We start from the raw sequence: 15495 nt of genomic DNA on the forward strand, positions 1-15495 counted from the left end.
CCGACCATGGCAGACATCGACATCAAGGGCGTCGAGAAGCGGTTCGGCAGTTACACCGCGCTGCACGCCATCGACCTCACCATCCGCGACCAGGAGTTCCTGGTGCTGCTCGGCGCCTCGGGCTGCGGCAAGACCACGCTGCTGCGCATCGTCGCCGGGCTGGAGACCGCGACCAGCGGCGAGGTGCGGATCGGCGGCCGGCGGGTGGACGGGCTGGCGCCGCGCGACCGCGGCATCGCCATGGTGTTCCAGAACTACGCCGTGTTCCCGCACATGACGGTGTTCGAGAACATCGCCTTCGGCCTGCGCATGAAGAAGGTGCCGGAGGCGGATGTGGCGCGGAAGGTGAAGCGCGCGGCCGAGCTGATGCATATCGGGCAGCTGCTGCAGCGCTATTCCGGCCAGCTGTCGGGCGGGCAGCGCCAGCGCGTCGCCGTCGCCCGGGCGCTGGCGGTCGAGCCCGCGGTGCTGCTGATGGACGAGCCGCTGTCGAACCTGGACGCGCTGCTGCGGCTGGAGATGCGGGCCGAGCTGAAGGGCGTGCTGCAAGAGAGCAAGACCACGACCATCTACGTCACCCACGACCAGGTCGAGGCGATGAGCCTGGCCGACCGGATCGCGGTGATGAACCAGGGCCGCATCGTCCAGGCGGCGCGGGCGACCGAGGTCTATGCCGACCCGGCCACGCGCTTCGTCGGCAGCTTCATCGGCAACCCGCCGATGAACTTCCTGCCGGCCGAGCCGAATGGCGCTGGCCTCAAAGTGGCCGGGCTGACGCTGGAGCCGCCGAAGGCCACGTCCGGCCGGATCGAGTTCGGCATCCGCCCCGAGGATGTCGAGATCCGCGGCGACGGCCTGCCCGGCGCCATCCGGGTGGTGGAGCCGCTGGGACCGCACAAGCTGCTGACCGTCGACGTCGCCGGCCACCTGTTCCGCGCCGTGGTCGACAACGAGCATGCGGTCGAGCCCGGCCAAGCGATCAGCCTGCGGCCGAAGCCCGGCCGCGGCCGCTGGTTCGACGCCGAGACCGGCCTCGCTTTGCAATGATCCCCCTTCCCTTCCTGAGCCTTACCGGAGCCCCGTTGTGACCTTCGACGACAGCACCGCATTCGAACGGGCGGCGACCGTTCTGTCCGAGAACGATCGCGGCACCTACACCGTCCCGACCAAGGGGCTGTACCCGTTCCAGTGGAACTGGGATTCCTGCCTGACCGCGCTGGGCCAGCGCCACATCGACGAGGCCCGCGCCTGGACCGAGATCGAGACCCTGGCCGCCCATCAATGGCCGGATGGGATGATCCCGCACATCATCTTCCACGTTTACGACGATGGCTATTTTCCAGGCCCGGATGTGTGGAAGACCGGTCGGCCGACCCCGACCTCCGGCATCACCCAGCCGCCGGTGATGGGCTTCGTGCTGCGGCGCCTGTATGAGGAGGCCAAGGACAAGGTGCTGGCCGAAGCCAAGGCGCGGGCGCTGATCGGCGCGGCGGATGCCTGGCACCGCTGGTTCTACGCCACCCGCGACCCCGAGGGGACCGGCCTGGTGGCCCTGCTCCATCCCTGGGAGTCCGGCCGCGACAATTCCTGCGACTGGGACGCCGCCCTGGCGCGGGTGCCGACCGACGGGATCGAGCCTTATCAGCGCCGCGACACCAGCCATGTCGACGCGGCCCAGCGGCCGCACAAGGCGGAGTACGACCGCTATCTCTGGCTGGTGCAGCGCTTCCGCGGCCTCGGCTGGGACAACGCCAAGCTGCACGATGCCTCGCCCTTCCGCGTCGTCGACCCCGGCTTCAACGCCATCCTGATCCGCTCCGACGAGGACATCGCGGCGCTGGGCGAGGCGCTGGGCATGGCCGGTCTCGCCGCCGCCGCGCGGGCCCGGGTGGCCAAGGCCCGCGCCGCCTTCGAGCGGCTGTGGAGCGAACAGCACGGCCAGTATCTGTGCCTCGACCGCACCACCGGCGCGCTGGTCGAGAGCCGCAGCGTCGGCGGGCTCTTGCCGCTGTTCGCCGGGCTGGGCACGCCGGAGCGGCAGCAGGCCCTGGCCGCCCGCATCGCCGAATGGCGCGGCGCGACCCGCTTCGGCATCGCCAGCCACGACCCGGCCGATCCGCGCTTCGAGGCCAAGCGCTACTGGCGGGGGCCGGTGTGGCTGATTGTCAACTATCTGGTCGCCGACGGCCTGGCCCGCTGCGGCCTGGCCGAGGCGGCCGAGGCGGTGCACCGGGACAGCCTGACGCTGATCGAGGGCGGCTTCGCCGAATATTACGACCCGGTCACCGGCGAAGGGCTGGGCGGCGGCAACTTCACCTGGACCGCGGCCATGGTCGCCGAGCTGGTGCGGAAGCGGGCGGCCTGACCGTGCCGGACGCCCTGCTGCTGCGCGGCCCGCGCGCGCTGGATTTCGAGAGCTTCGAGCACCCGCCGCTCGGCCCGGAGGAGGTACGGATCCGGACGCTGTATTCCGGCGTCAGCGCCGGCACCGAGCTGTCGCAGTACCGCGGCTCCAGCCCGTTCATGGCGAAGCGCTGGGACGAGGCGAGCCGGCTGTTCCGCGCCGCCGACGCGCCGAGCTGGAACTATCCGGTGCGCAACCTCGGCTATGAGGAATCGGGCGAGATCGTCGAGGTCGGCAGCGGCGTCGCCGACCTTCGGCCCGGCCAGCGCGTCTATGGCACCTGGGGCCACCGCACCCACCATGTCGCCGCGCGGGAGGCGGTGCGGCTGCTGCCGGAGGGCGCCGACCCGCGGATCGGCATCTTCTCGCATATCGGCGCGGTGGCGCTGAACGGCGTGCACGATGCCGAGATCCGGATCGGCGATGTTGTCGTGGTGTTCGGCCTCGGCGTGCCCGGCCAGATCGTGGCGCAGGCGGCGCGGGCCTCCGGCGCGCAGGTGATCGCGGTCGACCCGGTGGCGTCGCGGCGCGAGACGGCGCTGCGGCTGGGGGCTGCGGAGGCGCTGAACCCCGCCGCTGGCTCGGTCGCGGAGATCGTCAAGGAGAAGACCGGCGGGCGCGGCGCCGATGTGGCGATCGAGGTCTCCGGCGTTCCGGCCGCGCTGGCCGAGGCGATCCGGACGGTGGCCTATTCGGCGCGGGTCGTCGCTCTCGGCTTCTTCCAGGGCGAGTCGCGCGGCCTGCATCTCGGCGAGGAATTCCACCACAACCGGGTGCAGCTGGTCTGCTCGCAGATCTCCGGCGTCGCCCCGGGCGCGAGCTATCGCTGGTCGAAGCCGCGGCTGTGGCAGACGGCGGTGCAGCTGCAGCATGAGGGGCTGCTGGACCTGCTGCCGCTGATCACCGCGGAGGTGCCGTTCCGGCAGGCGCCGACGCTGTTCGAGCGGCTCGACCGCGGCGACCCGGACATGCTGCAGACCGTGCTGACCTTCGGAGAGGACGAATGAAGCCATTGCGCGTCGGCATCCTCGGCGCCGGCGGCATCGCCGCCCGCCACGCCGCGGCGATCGCCGCCCATCCGGAGGCGGCGACGCTGGTCGCCTGCTGCGGCCGCGACCCGGACAAAGCCGCCGCCTTCGCCGCCCAGCATGGCGGTCGGGCCTATGCCGATCGCGAGCGCATGCTGGACGAGGCGGCGCTCGACATCCTGATCGTCGCCCTGCCGCCCTTCGCCCATTCCGACGAGGTCGAGAGCGCCGCGCGGCGCGGCATCCACCTGCTGCTGGAGAAGCCGATCGCGCTGGATGGCGACCATGCCGACCGCATGGTGGCGGCGGCCGAGGCCGCGGGCATCACGACCCAGGTCGGTTTCATGGGCCGCTTCGGCACCGCGGTGGAGCGCTGGACGGAACTGGCCGACGCCGGCGCCACCGGCCGGCCGGGCCTGTATTCCGCGCGCTTCCACTGCAATGCGCTGCACGCGCCGTGGTGGCGGGAGAGGCAGAAATCCGGCGGGCAGATGGTGGAGCAGCTGATCCACATGATCGACCTGGCGCGGTACTTTCTGGGCGACCCGGCGACGGTCTATGCCCGCAGCGCGACCTTCTTCCATGGCGGCGTCGAGCGCTACGACAGCGACGACCTGAGCGCCATGCTGCTGGGCTATGACGACGGCCGCGTCGCCCTCTTGAACGCCACCAACGGCGCCGTGCCCGGCCGCTGGGAGAAGGAGATCCATCTGGTGGCGGAGCGGATGACCGGCCATTTCACCGACTGGAACAGCGCGACGCTCACCCGCACCGAGGGCGAACCGGCAGCGGAGCGCATCGCCGAGAGCCGCGACGTCTTCGCCGCCCAGCTGCTGGACCTGGTCGACGCCATCCGCAGCGGCCGCCCGGCCCGCACCCCGATCCGCGACGGCGCCCGGTCGCTGCACCTGGCCCTGGCGGCGCTGCGCTCCGCCGAGGAAAGGCGGGAGGTGGCGTTCTGATGCGGTTCGACGCCGACGCCCTTGCGTTCCACGGCTCCACGCTCCGCCTCGCGGACATCGCGCCGGTGATCGACGGCGAGGCGGTGCGCGGGGCGCCGGACATCCGTGAGGTGGCTGACGGCTGGGCCGTGGAATGGCCGGTCGAGGGCGGGCAGTTCCGGCTGGAGGTCGAGCGCCGCGATTTCGGCGGCACACAAGGCGTCGCCTTCCGCTTCATGCTCGACGGGCGGCCGACCGACCGGCCGCTGTCGGCGCTCGGGATCGAGATCGGCCGAGCCGGACCGGCCCGGGCCTATCTCCGCACCGGCTATCACAGCTGGGACGGCAGCTTCTACGTCACGCCCGACCGGCTGGCCGGCGACGAGAAGGCGCGGACCGGATTTGCCATGACCCAGCTGCTGCCGCGCGAGGGCGATGGCGGGGTGGTGCTTGCAGCGCTGCGCCACGACCGGTTCCAGCACCGCTTCAGCTACCGGCCGGCGGCGGACGATTTCGCCATCACCCTTGAAACCCTGTGGGACCACGCCCCGCAGGACGGGCACGCCGTCTCCGAATGGTTCGCCCTGTTCGAGCATGCAGAGGTGGAGGACGGGCTGCGCGCCTGGGCCCGGGCGGTGGCGGAGGCTTCGTCTCTCCCGCCGCGCGTGTCAGACGAGCGCATCACCGGCTGGTGCTCCTGGTACAATCTCTACGCGGCGATCACCGAGGGAAACCTGCTTGATCACCTCGAAGGCGCGCGGCAGGCGAAGGCGGAGGGCCTGCCGCTGCGCGTGTTCCAGATCGATGACGGCTTCACGCCGGAGATGGGCGACTGGCTGGAGGTGAAGCCGCAATTCCCGCGCGGCATGGCGCCGCTGCTGGCCGAGATCGCCGCCGCGGGCTTCGTTCCCGGCCTGTGGATCGCGCCCTTCCTGGTCGGCAATCGCAGCCGCCTTTACCGCGACCATCCCGACTGGGTGGTGCGCCAGCGCGACCGCGACGAGCCGCTGGCCTATTCCAGATTCTACGGCGAGTTCCGCTGGCACAAGCGCAGCGAGGAGTACTACGTCCTCGACATCACCCATCCCGGGGCGGAGGCCCATATCCGTAGGGTGTTCCGAACCTGGGCGCGGGACTGGGGCTGCCGCTACTTCAAGACCGACTTCATGAATGCGGGGTCGGAGTTCGGCCCGGACCGGGCGCGATGGCACCGGGACGGGCTGACCCGGATCGAGATCTGGATGCGGATGGCCCGGCTGATCCGCGAGGAGATCGGCGACGCGCTGTGGCTCGGCTGCGGCTCGCCGATCTTCGCCCCCGTGGGGCTGGTCGACGCCATGCGCATCGGCCGCGACATCGGCGTGTCCTGGAGCGGCCACCAATCGGCGGAATCGCTGCTGCGCGACCAGACCACCCGCAGCTTCGCCAATGGCATCCTGTGGCAGGCCGACCCCGACTGCATCCTGCTGCGCGACCGCTTCCATGAGCTGTCGGACATCGAGGTCGACTCATTGGCGCGGTTCGCCGGGCTCGCCGGCGGGGTGCTGATGACCAGCGATCATCTCGGCGAGCTTTCCCCCGCACGCAAGGCGCTGCTGCGGGAACTGCTGGCCGACGGCAAGGCCCGACCCTGCGACTTCCCGCGCCTGGGCGCCGCCATCGGCCGGCCGGACCCGGACCTGATCGTGCAGCGGGTGCGCGGCGCCCCTGGCGGCGAGCTGGTCAGCCTGTTCAACGCCAGCGACCACCCGTTCGAGGGCACGGTGCTTGGGGCCGGCACCGTGTCGCTGCGCCCGCATGAGACGTCTACCCGCCCCCGGCCTTGATCCGCAGGAAATAGTCGGGCGCGCCCATCTGGCCGCCCTTCAGCGCGATCTCCAGCCCGGCCAGGTCGTCGCCATGCGCCTGGAACAGCGCCGCGCCGGGAACGGTCGGCGCCAGCGCCGTCAGGGCATGGATGCCGAGGACGCTGGCGCCGTAGCCCGAGGTGTCGCCACCGGCGATGATGCCGCGCTTCAGGCCCGCCTGGCGCAGCACGTCCTTGAGCGCAATGCCCAGGCCGGTGCCGATGCGTTCGTTGACCGCGGCCGGATCGGCGCCGGAGGCGGCCAGCGCCTGGTTCAGCGCCGCCACGGCCGGGTCGTCCGGGCCTTGGGCGGTGAACAGCAGCGGATCGCGCCCCTCGCCGATCGCGGCCAGCGCCGCCTCGACCGCCCGGCCGATCTCGCCGGACCAGGCGGCGGCGTCGACGGCGCGGCGGGCGTCGACCGGGACCGGCTGGAAGCCGCGCTTCAGCGCATGCTCGATTTGGGCGGCGGTCTGCGGCGCGCAGGAGCCGGAGACGACCGCGACGCGCTCGACCGCCCCGGCACTCGGCGCCGGCGGAGGCGGTGCGATCAGCCCGGCCTGCCGCCAATGGGCCAGCAGCGCGTATTCCAGCCCCTGCGAGCCGATCGCGAACAGCCGGTCGCCGCGGTTCCGCCAGATGACCTCGCCCACCGCCGCGAGATCGGCCTCGTCCGTCCCATCGAAGGCGACGATCCCGGCGCCCGCCGCGATCTCGCGCCGCAGCGCCGCCTCGCCCCCGCCGGAGCGGAGGTCGGTCAGGTCGACGAGGCCGATCGCCCGGTCGGTCTGATGCGCCAGATGCCGCCGGACATCGGATTCGTGCATCGGCGTCACCGGGTGGCGGCTCATCGTCGGGTGCCGGTCGAGGCGATGCACCGCACCGTTGAAGGCCGCGAAGAGGTTGCCGAAGCACTGCCAGCGCCCGATCGCCGGCGCCGCCACCACGAAGGGATGCCAGGCGCCGCCGAGCCATGGCACGGCCAGGTCGACGGCCTTGCCGATCGAGCCGATATGGGGCGCGGAATCGAGCGTCGAGCAGATCTTGTACTGCGCGATCGGCGCGCCGAGCCCGGCCAGGGCGGCGAAGGCCGGCGGCAGATGCCGCTCCATCCAGGCCGGGTCCTTCGACCGCGCCACGCCGGCGATGCCGATGCCGCGATAGCCGGCAAAGGCGGCGAGGCGCTGCGGCGTCGGCACGTCGAGGAACAGCACCGAGGGCACGCCGCCGAAGCTCAGCACCTCCATCACCGCGGCGGCGCCGGTGAAGTCGTCGCCATACCAGGAGACGAGCGGGCCTGGGGGGAGGAAGGAGGTCATGGGCGGGGTTCCCCAGGTAGACGAGTCCCCCATCCCCTTGCGGGAGCTAGGGCATCTTCACATCTGCCCGGCGTCATCGGATTGCCTCTCCCGCTCGCGGGAGAGGCCGGGCTCGCGCAGCGAGACCGGGTGAGGGCGGCTCGGCCGCGACACCAGGACCGGCGTTTCAGGACCGGGCAGATCCATGCTCGCTCGCGGCAAAGCTGTGCCTTCGGCGAGACCGCGATCCCCTCACCCGGACATCCTTCGGATGTCCGACCTCTCCCGCAAGCGGGAGAGGCAATCTGCTCGTAAGCCCGCCGTCGGTGTCGCCGATCGATGTGTATATGCCCTAGCTCGCGGGAGAGGGGACTAAAGTAAAGAGTGGCCAGTCCGAAACGATCTCTCATTCCCTATACGCCTCCAGCGCCCGGGCCAAAGCGGGGCGGGTGGCGGCGTAATCCGCGAGCGGGACGCCGTCGACCGCGGCCTCCCAGACCTCGCGCAGCGCGGCGACGCCGGCGGCCGGGCCGGCGGGATGGGCCATGATGCCGCCGCCGGCGGCGAAGATCAGGTCGGTCGAGCCGAGCGCCTGCCAGGTGCCCGAGGCCTGCCGCACCGTCTGGCCGGAGGAGAAGACCGGCATGATCGGGCAGGGCTTGTCCGGGAACAGCGGCGCCAGGCAGGCGCGGGCGGAGGCGATGACGCTGTCGTCATCCTCCGAGAACTTGTTGGCCAGGCCGTTGACATGGATGTGGTCGGCCCCGGCCAGCCGCCAGACCTTGTGCCAGGCGGTGAAGCTGAAGCCGAGCAGCGGGTGGCGCGACAGGTATCCCCAGCCGTTGCGATGGGCGTGGATCGGCAGCGCGCTGTGGCGGCCGAGCGCGATCATGCCGGCGAGCCCGACCGAATTGACGCTGGCCATGACGCAGGTGCCGCCCAGCGCCTGCACCAGATCGTGCCGGCGCCGCATCTCGTCCAGGTCGCCGGTCAGGTTGAAGGCGACCATCACCTTGCGGCCCTTGCGCTCGGCGACGTCGTTGACCACCCGCATCACGGCGCGGGCGCGGTCGTCGAACGGGCAGGCCGGGCCGTCGGCCTGCAGCTCGTCATCCTTGATGAAGTCGATGTCGGCCTCGGCCAAAGTCCGCACCAGCTCGGCCGTCTCCTCCGGCCCCAGCCCGACGCTGGGCTTGATGATGGTGCCGATCAACGGCCGGCCCTCGACCCCCGCCAGGCGCCGGGTGCCGGCGATGCCGAAGCGCGGCCCGGCATAGGCGGCGGCGAAGGCCGGCGGCAGGCGGAGGTCGAGCAGCCTGAGGCCGGAGAACTGCTTCAGCTCGAACAGGTTGCCGGCCACCGTCGCCATCAGGTTCGGCAGCGACGGCCCGAGATTGGCCAGCGGCCAGGACAGCGTCACCAGCGCCCGGACGACCGGCCCCTTGCCGCCCGCGCCGGGCAGGGACGGCGCCGCGGCCTCGCCCACCACCTCCAGCCGCTCGACCCGCGCCGCCGACCGCTCCTTCAGCGCCGGCGTCTCGCCCGGCACCGCGACGAAGGTGCCGGAGGACTGCTCGCCCGCCATCGCCTCGGCCGCCGTCCACGGGTCATAGGCCGTCTCGATCAGGTAGTCGGCCTCGATACGCTCCATCCCCTGCCCTCTCCCATCCATCGGATGGTCAAATCATGCTGATTGACTCATCATACCAGTTGTCTTACTCGTCTCGACAAGAACCTGGCAAGAGAGGGGAGCGCCCATGACGTCGATCGCGTTGTTCGGGGCTGGCGGCAAGATGGGCTTCCGGCTGTCCAGCAACCTGAAGGGGTCGCGCTTCGACGTGCGCCATGTCGAGGTCGGCGAGGCCGGCCGCGCCCAGCTGAAGGCCAGGCTCGGCGTCGACTGCGTCCCGGCCGATACGGCGCTGGACGGCGCCGATGTCGTCATCCTGGCCGTGCCCGACACGCTGATCGGCAAGGTTGCCGCCGGGATCGAGAAGCAGCTGAAGCCCGGCACCATGGTGGTGGCGCTGGACGCCGCCGCCCCCTTCGCCGGCCACCTGCCGAAGCGCGACGACCTGACCTATTTCGTCACCCATCCCTGCCATCCGCCGATCTTCAACGACGAGACCGAGATGGCGGCGAAGACCGACTATTTCGGCGGCATCGCGGCCAAGCAGCACATCGTCTCCGCCCTGATGCAGGGGCCGGAGGAGGCCTATGCCCTGGGCGAGGAGGTCGCCAAGGTGATCTGGGCCCCGGTGATGCGCTCGCACCGGGTCTCGGTCGAGCAGATGGCGCTGCTGGAGCCCGGCCTGTCCGAGACTGTCTGCGCCACGCTGCTGGTGGTGATGCGCGAGGCGATGGACGAGGTGGTGGCCCGCGGCGTGACCCATGACGCGGCCCGCGACTTCCTGCTGGGCCATCTGAACGTGCTGGCCTCGGTCATCTTCGACGAGCGCGAGGGCGTGTTCTCCGACGCCTGCAACAAGGCGATCGAGTTCGGCAAGCCGGTGCTGATGCGGCCGGACTGGAAACGGGTGTTCGAGCCGGACGAGATCGCGGCCAGCATCCAGCGCATCACCTGAGATCCGGCGGGCCGCAGGCCCGAACCGGGCGAAATCGACAACATCCACAGGGAGGATCATATGCGTTTCACCAAGGCGCTTCTCGCCGCCGGCATCGCCGGCACCCTGGCCCTCGGCTTCAGCGTCGCGGCGCAGGCGGCCGACCTGGTCGCCATCATCACCCCGTCGCACGACAACCCCTTCTTCAAGGCGGAGGCCGAGGGCGCCCAGAAGCGCGCCCAGGCGCTGGGCTACGACACCATCGTCCTGGTCCATGACGACGACGCCAACAAGCAGATGGAGCGGATCGACACCGCCATCGCCCGCGGCGCCAAGGCGATCATCCTCGACAATGCCGGGGCCGACGCCACGGTGGCGGCGGTGCAGAAGGCGAAGGATGCCGGCATCCCGTCCTTCCTGATCGACCGCGAGATCAACGTCACCGGCGTCGCCGTCGCCCAGATCGTGTCGAACAACTACCAGGGCGCCCAGCTGGGCGCGCAGGAGTTCGTCAAGCTGATGGGCGAGAAGGGCAATTATGCCGAGCTGGTCGGGCGCGAGGCAGACACCAATGCCGGCATCCGCTCGCAGGGCTATCACGACGTCATCGACGACTATCCCGACCTGAAGATGGTCGCCCGCCAGTCGGCGAACTGGAGTCAGACCGAGGCGTTCTCGAAGATGGAGTCGATCCTGCAGGCCCATCCCGACATCAAGGGCGTGATCTCGGGCAACGACACCATGGCGATGGGCGCCTGGGCGGCGCTGACCGCCGCCGGCCGCACCGATGTGATCCTGGTCGGCTTCGACGGCAGCAACGACGTGCGGGATTCGATCCGGCAGGGCGGGATCAAGGCCACCGTGCTGCAGCCGGCCTACCGCCAGGCGGAGCTGGCGGTCGAGCAGGCCGACCAGTATCTGAAGACCGGCAAGACCGGCCAGCCCGAGAAGCAGCTGATGGACTGCCTGCTGATCACGCCGGACAACGCGACCAAGCTGGAAACCTTCGCGATGAAATAAGGGCGGTCGAGGCTGGAGCCCCGCGATGGCGCCGTCCCGATGCCTGGCGATCGCGATCCTGGCCGCCGGCCTGCCGCTGGCCGCCTGCAAGCTCGTCAAGAACGAGCCGCCGCAGGTGGCCTCGACGGCGGGCAGCGTCGCGACCTCCTTCGACAACCCGGCCTTCGACCCGGAGAAGACGGTCGAGGAGATCTGGCAGCCGAAGCTGCTGCCCTATCTGAAGGCCAAGACCGGCCCCTTCGCGGAGGTGCGGCAGGCGGTGCAGGGCGGCCCGGACGAGGCCGGCAAGCGCTTCGGCTACCGGGCGGTGGACAGCATGCCCTGGACCGTGGCGGCGACGATCGAAGGGAAGATCACGGCGGCCGACACCGGCACCCGGGCGGCGACCATCGAGGTCGACACCGATGGCGACGGCGCCGCCGACCTGACCGTGCAGATCGGCCCGGTGTTCAAGGGCACGGCGCTGCGCGACAGCATCGACTTCGTCTCGTTCAACAGCTTCGCCAACCAGATCGAATACGCCAAATTCGGCAAGGCGCTTAACGCCCACATCTACAACGCCACGCTGACGGCGCTGCCGCGGGACAAGCTGGTGGGGCGGACGGTGACGCTGCTGGGCGTCTTCACCCTGGACGACCCGAAGGCGAAGCCGCTGGTCACCCCGGCCGAGCTCAGCCTGGAGGCGGTGCCGTGACCGAGGCCCCTGCCCTCCAGGTCGAGGGGGTGACCAAGGTCTATCCCGGCACGGTGGCGCTGAAGGGCGTCGACTTCACCGTGCATCGCGGCGCGGTCAACGTCCTGGTCGGCGAGAACGGCGCCGGCAAGTCGACGCTGATGAAGATCATCGCCGGGGTCGAGCAGCCGACCGAAGGCCGCGTCCTGGTCGATGGCAAGCCGGTGGTGCTGCACAGCCCGCAGGACGCCGCCCGGCACGGCATCGGCATCGTGTTCCAGGAGCTGAACCTCTGCGCCAACCTGTCGGTGGCGGAGAACATCTTCATGGCGCGCGAGCTCAAGGGCGGGCTGCGCGGCATCGACCATCGCGGCCAGAACCAAAGGGCGGCGGAGCTGCTGCGGCGGCTGGAGCACGACATCGACCCGCGCGCCGAGGTCGGCGACCTGGGCATCGGCCAGCAGCAGATCGTCGAGATCGCCAAGGCGCTGGCGCAGGATGCCCGCATCCTGATCATGGACGAGCCGACCTCGGCCCTCAGCGCCGCCGAGGTCGAGATCCTGTTCCGGGTGATCGCCGAGCTGAAGGCCCAGGGCGTCGCCATCGTCTACATCTCGCACCGGCTGGAGGAGCTGGTGCGGATCGGCGACTACATCACCGTGCTGCGCGACGGCCGCATCACCGGCCATGAGCGGATGGGGCAGATCGGCGTGCCCTGGATCGTGCGGCAGATGGTCGGCTCCGCCATGAAGGATTTCGCGGCACCGGGCGACCGGCCGCCGGGGCCGGAGGTGTTCCGGGCCGAGGCGATCTGCCTGCCGCGGACGACCGGCGGCTATGCGGTCGACCATGTCTCGCTGTCGCTCCGGGCGGGCGAGATCCTCGGCCTCTATGGGCTTATGGGCGCCGGACGGACCGAGCTGTTCGACTGCATCATGGGCCGCCACCCCTATTCCCGCGGCGCGATCTATCTCGATGGCGAGCGGGTGATGGCGCGCGACGTGACCGGGCGGATCCGCCGCGGCCTCGCCATCATCCCGGAGGACCGGCAGCGCGACGGGCTGGTGCCGATCCTGTCGGTGGCCGAGAACCTGACCCTGTCCAGCCTGCGGCGCTTCAAGCGCGGCTTCCATCTGCGCCGGTCGGCCGAGATCGAGGCGGCGCGGCGGTCGATCCGCGAGCTGGCGATCAAGGTGTCGGATCCGGGCATCGAGGTCAGCGCGCTGTCGGGCGGCAACCAGCAGAAGGTGGTGATCGGCAAGGCGCTGATGACCGGCCCGCGGGTGCTGCTGATGGACGAGCCCAGCCGCGGCATCGATGTCGGCGCCAAGGCCGAGATCTTCCGGGTGATGCGCGACCTCGCCGCCCAGGGCCTCGGAATCCTGTTCGCCACCTCGGACCTCGAGGAGGTGATGGCGCTGTCGGACCGGATCGCGGTGATGAGCAACGGCCGGCTTGTCGAGATCTTCGACCGCGCCACGGCGACCGAGGACCGCGTCGTCGCGGCGTCGGCCGCCGGGCATGGACCTGACCAAGGCCTCAGGGAGGAGGCGCGCGCATGATGGCAGCGGACAAGGCGGCCGGGCGGGAGGGGTGGAGCAGCGACGCCATCGCGCTCCATCTGATGAAGCTGCGCACCTTCATCGCGCTGTTCGCGGTGCTGATCGTGTTCTCGGCGATCGCGCCGAACTTCCTCAGCACCGCCAACCTGATCCTGATGTCGAAGCATGTCGCGCTGAACGCCTTCCTGGCGATCGGCATGACCTTCGTCATCATCACCGGCGGCATCGACCTGTCGGTCGGGTCGATCGTCGGGCTGTGCGGCATGGTGGCGGGCGGGCTGATCCTGCACGGCATCGACCTCTCGGCGCTCGGCTTCGAGTACACGCTGTATTTCAACGTGCCGGAGATCATGCTGATCACCCTCGCCCTCGGGGTGGCGATCGGCGCGGTCAACGGCCTCTTGATCACCCGGCTGAAGGTGGCACCGTTCATCGCCACGCTGGGAACGCTCTACGTCGCCCGCGGCGCGGCGCTGCTGCTGTCCGACGGCGCCACCTTCCCCAACCTCGCGGGCAAGGCGGAGCTCGGCACCACCGGCTTCGCCACGCTCGGCGCCGGTACCTTCCTGGGCCTGCCGCTGACCATCTGGCTCTTGATCCTGGTCGCCGCCGGGGCCGCCTATCTCGCCGCGCGCACGCCGCTGGGCCGGCACATCTTCGCTGTCGGCGGCAATGAGCGCGCATCGGGCCTGTCCGGCGTCCGGGTCAACCGGGTGAAGATGTTCGTCTACATGTTCTCCGGCTTCTGTGCCGCGCTGGTCGGGCTGATCATCTCGTCGCAGCTGATGGCCTCGCACCCGGCGACGGGCGAGACCTTCGAGCTGAACGCCATCGCCGCGGCAGTGCTGGGCGGCACTTCGATGTCCGGCGGCCGTGGCACGATCGGCGGCACCATCATCGGCGCCTTCGTCATCGGCATCCTGTCGGATGGCCTCGTGATGATGGGCGTCAGCTCGTTCTGGCAGACCGTGATCAAGGGGCTGGTGATCATCACCGCGGTCGTGGTCGACCAGGCGCAGCGCCGGCTGCAGCAGCGCGTGGTGCTGCGCCGCATGGCGCGGGAGGGCTGAGATGCTGCGCGGCGCCCTGATCGGCTGCGGCTTCTTCGCCGTCAACCAGCTGCACGGCTGGCGCGATGCCGAGGGGGCGGAGATCGTGGCGCTGTGCGACCGCGACCCGGCCCGGCTGGAGCAAGCGGGACAGGATTTCGACATCGCCCGGCTCTACGCCGATGCCGAGGAGATGCTGGCGCGCGAGGCGCCTGACTTCGTCGACATCGCCACCACGGTGCCGAGCCACCGGCCGCTGGTCGAACTCGCCGCGCGGCACCGGGTGCCGGTGATCTGCCAGAAGCCCTTCGCCGCGACGCTGGACGACGCGAAGGCCATGGTCGCGGCCTGCGCGGCGGCGGGCGTGCCCCTGATGGTGCATGAGAACTTCCGCTGGCAGTCGCCGATCCAGGCGGTGCGCCGGGTGATCGAGTCCGGCCGGATCGGCGAGGTGTTCTGGGGCCGCGTCTCGTTCCGCTCGGCCTATGACGTGTTCTCCGGCCAGCCCTACCTGGCCACCGGCGAGCGCTTCATCATCGAGGACCTCGGCATCCACAGCCTCGATATCGCCCGCTTCCTGTTCGGCGACGCCACCCGCCTGACCGCGCGGACCCGCCGGGTCAACCCGGCGATCCGCGGCGAGGATGTCGCGACCATGCTGCTGGACCATGAAGGCGGGGTGACCTCGGTGGTCGACTGCTCCTATGCCACGCGGCTGGAGACGGAGCCGTTCCCGGAGACGCTGGTCGAGGTCGACGGCAGCACAGGCACGATCCGACTGGGCCAGGGCTACCGCATGGTGGTCACCGGCCGCGACGGCAGCGAGGCGCTCGACGTCTCCCCGCGCCTCCTGCCCTGGGCCAGCCGCCCCTGGCACACCATCCAGGAGAGCGTGGCGGCGATCCAGCAGCATTGGGTGGACAGCCTGCGCGCCGGGCGGGAGCCGGCGACCTCCGGCCGCGACAACCTCAAGACCCTGGCGCTGGTCGAGGCCGCCTATCGCAGCGCCGGGACCGGGCAGACGATCGAGCTGGCGGATCTGCCGTGACCGACCGTGCCGATCGCCCGGTGCGGAGGGGCGACACCCTCATGGGGCATGGGCAAGTCGTC

General features: G+C 70.7%; 13 protein-coding genes. 11 read left to right on the forward strand and 2 right to left on the reverse strand.

Translation table 11 applies throughout. The features are described from left to right. Window positions 1-6 precede the first annotated feature (6 nt). The 5 genes from FFK22_RS03990 to FFK22_RS04010 are packed head-to-tail and all read left to right on the forward strand — an operon-like array spanning window position 7 to window position 6199. Window positions 7-1047 (forward strand): ABC transporter ATP-binding protein, encoded by a 1041-nt coding sequence (locus FFK22_RS03990; RefSeq protein ID WP_138890377.1) that lies wholly within the window; start codon window positions 7-9, stop codon window positions 1045-1047. Between the two features lie 37 nt (window positions 1048-1084). Beyond that, the gene (locus FFK22_RS03995; RefSeq protein WP_221938371.1) at window positions 1085-2365 is read left to right on the forward strand and encodes a trehalase family glycosidase; all 1281 of its coding nucleotides are present in this window, start codon (window positions 1085-1087) and stop codon (window positions 2363-2365) included. Between the two features lie 2 nt (window positions 2366-2367). After that, window positions 2368-3411 carry a zinc-binding dehydrogenase gene (locus tag FFK22_RS04000; protein ID WP_138890375.1) on the forward strand — a complete coding sequence of 348 codons (1044 nt, stop codon included), beginning with the start codon at window positions 2368-2370 and terminating at the stop codon, window positions 3409-3411. Further along, window positions 3408-4394: a Gfo/Idh/MocA family protein gene (locus tag FFK22_RS04005; protein WP_138890374.1), complete on the forward strand. Its 987-nt coding sequence runs from the start codon at window positions 3408-3410 to the stop codon at window positions 4392-4394. The genes FFK22_RS04000 and FFK22_RS04005 overlap by 4 nt, the downstream gene beginning before the upstream one ends. Beyond that, complete coding sequence (locus FFK22_RS04010) at window positions 4394-6199, forward strand: glycoside hydrolase family 36 protein (protein WP_138890373.1); 1806 nt, start codon at window positions 4394-4396, stop codon at window positions 6197-6199. Before FFK22_RS04005 ends, FFK22_RS04010 begins: the two co-directional genes overlap by 1 nt. Here FFK22_RS04010 and FFK22_RS04015 read toward each other — a convergent pair. Together FFK22_RS04015 and FFK22_RS04020 are read right to left on the reverse strand one after the other, a co-directional pair. Then, window positions 6180-7538, reverse strand: a complete 1359-nt coding sequence (locus FFK22_RS04015; RefSeq protein WP_138890372.1) for a four-carbon acid sugar kinase family protein — start codon at window positions 7536-7538, stop codon at window positions 6180-6182. The two genes, FFK22_RS04010 and FFK22_RS04015, sit on opposite strands and share 20 nt — an antisense overlap. A 385-nt stretch (window positions 7539-7923) precedes the next feature. Continuing rightward, window positions 7924-9168 carry a ribulose-bisphosphate carboxylase large subunit family protein gene (locus tag FFK22_RS04020; protein WP_221938372.1) on the reverse strand — a complete coding sequence of 415 codons (1245 nt, stop codon included), beginning with the start codon at window positions 9166-9168 and terminating at the stop codon, window positions 7924-7926. A 106-nt stretch (window positions 9169-9274) separates the two neighbouring features. Here FFK22_RS04020 and FFK22_RS04025 point away from each other — a divergent pair, with 106 nt between their 5' ends. Genes FFK22_RS04025 through FFK22_RS04050 form a run of 6 tightly spaced genes read left to right on the forward strand, consistent with a single transcriptional unit; the run spans window position 9275 to window position 15433 of the window. Next, the gene (locus FFK22_RS04025; protein ID WP_138890370.1) at window positions 9275-10102 is read left to right on the forward strand and encodes a phosphogluconate dehydrogenase C-terminal domain-containing protein; all 828 of its coding nucleotides are present in this window, start codon (window positions 9275-9277) and stop codon (window positions 10100-10102) included. 60 nt (window positions 10103-10162) lie between these two features. Then, complete coding sequence (locus tag FFK22_RS04030) at window positions 10163-11101, forward strand: D-ribose ABC transporter substrate-binding protein (protein WP_138890369.1); 939 nt, start codon at window positions 10163-10165, stop codon at window positions 11099-11101. A 25-nt stretch (window positions 11102-11126) separates the two neighbouring features. Then, a complete protein-coding gene (locus tag FFK22_RS04035) occupies window positions 11127-11795 on the forward strand; it encodes a DUF2291 family protein (protein WP_138890368.1) in 669 nt (222 codons plus the stop codon). Further along, a complete protein-coding gene (locus FFK22_RS04040; protein ID WP_138890367.1) occupies window positions 11792-13336 on the forward strand; it encodes a sugar ABC transporter ATP-binding protein in 1545 nt (514 codons plus the stop codon). Before FFK22_RS04035 ends, FFK22_RS04040 begins: the two co-directional genes overlap by 4 nt. Then, complete coding sequence (locus FFK22_RS04045; protein WP_138890366.1) at window positions 13333-14406, forward strand: ABC transporter permease; 1074 nt, start codon at window positions 13333-13335, stop codon at window positions 14404-14406. Before FFK22_RS04040 ends, FFK22_RS04045 begins: the two co-directional genes overlap by 4 nt. 1 nt (window position 14407) lies before the next feature. Then, window positions 14408-15433, forward strand: a complete 1026-nt coding sequence (locus FFK22_RS04050; protein ID WP_138890365.1) for a Gfo/Idh/MocA family protein — start codon at window positions 14408-14410, stop codon at window positions 15431-15433. Window positions 15434-15495: the final 62 nt, after the last annotated feature.

Origin of the sequence: Mycobacterium sp. KBS0706, from assembly GCF_005938675.2 — a bacterium.
GTDB lineage: Bacteria > Pseudomonadota > Alphaproteobacteria > DSM-16000 > Inquilinaceae > Inquilinus.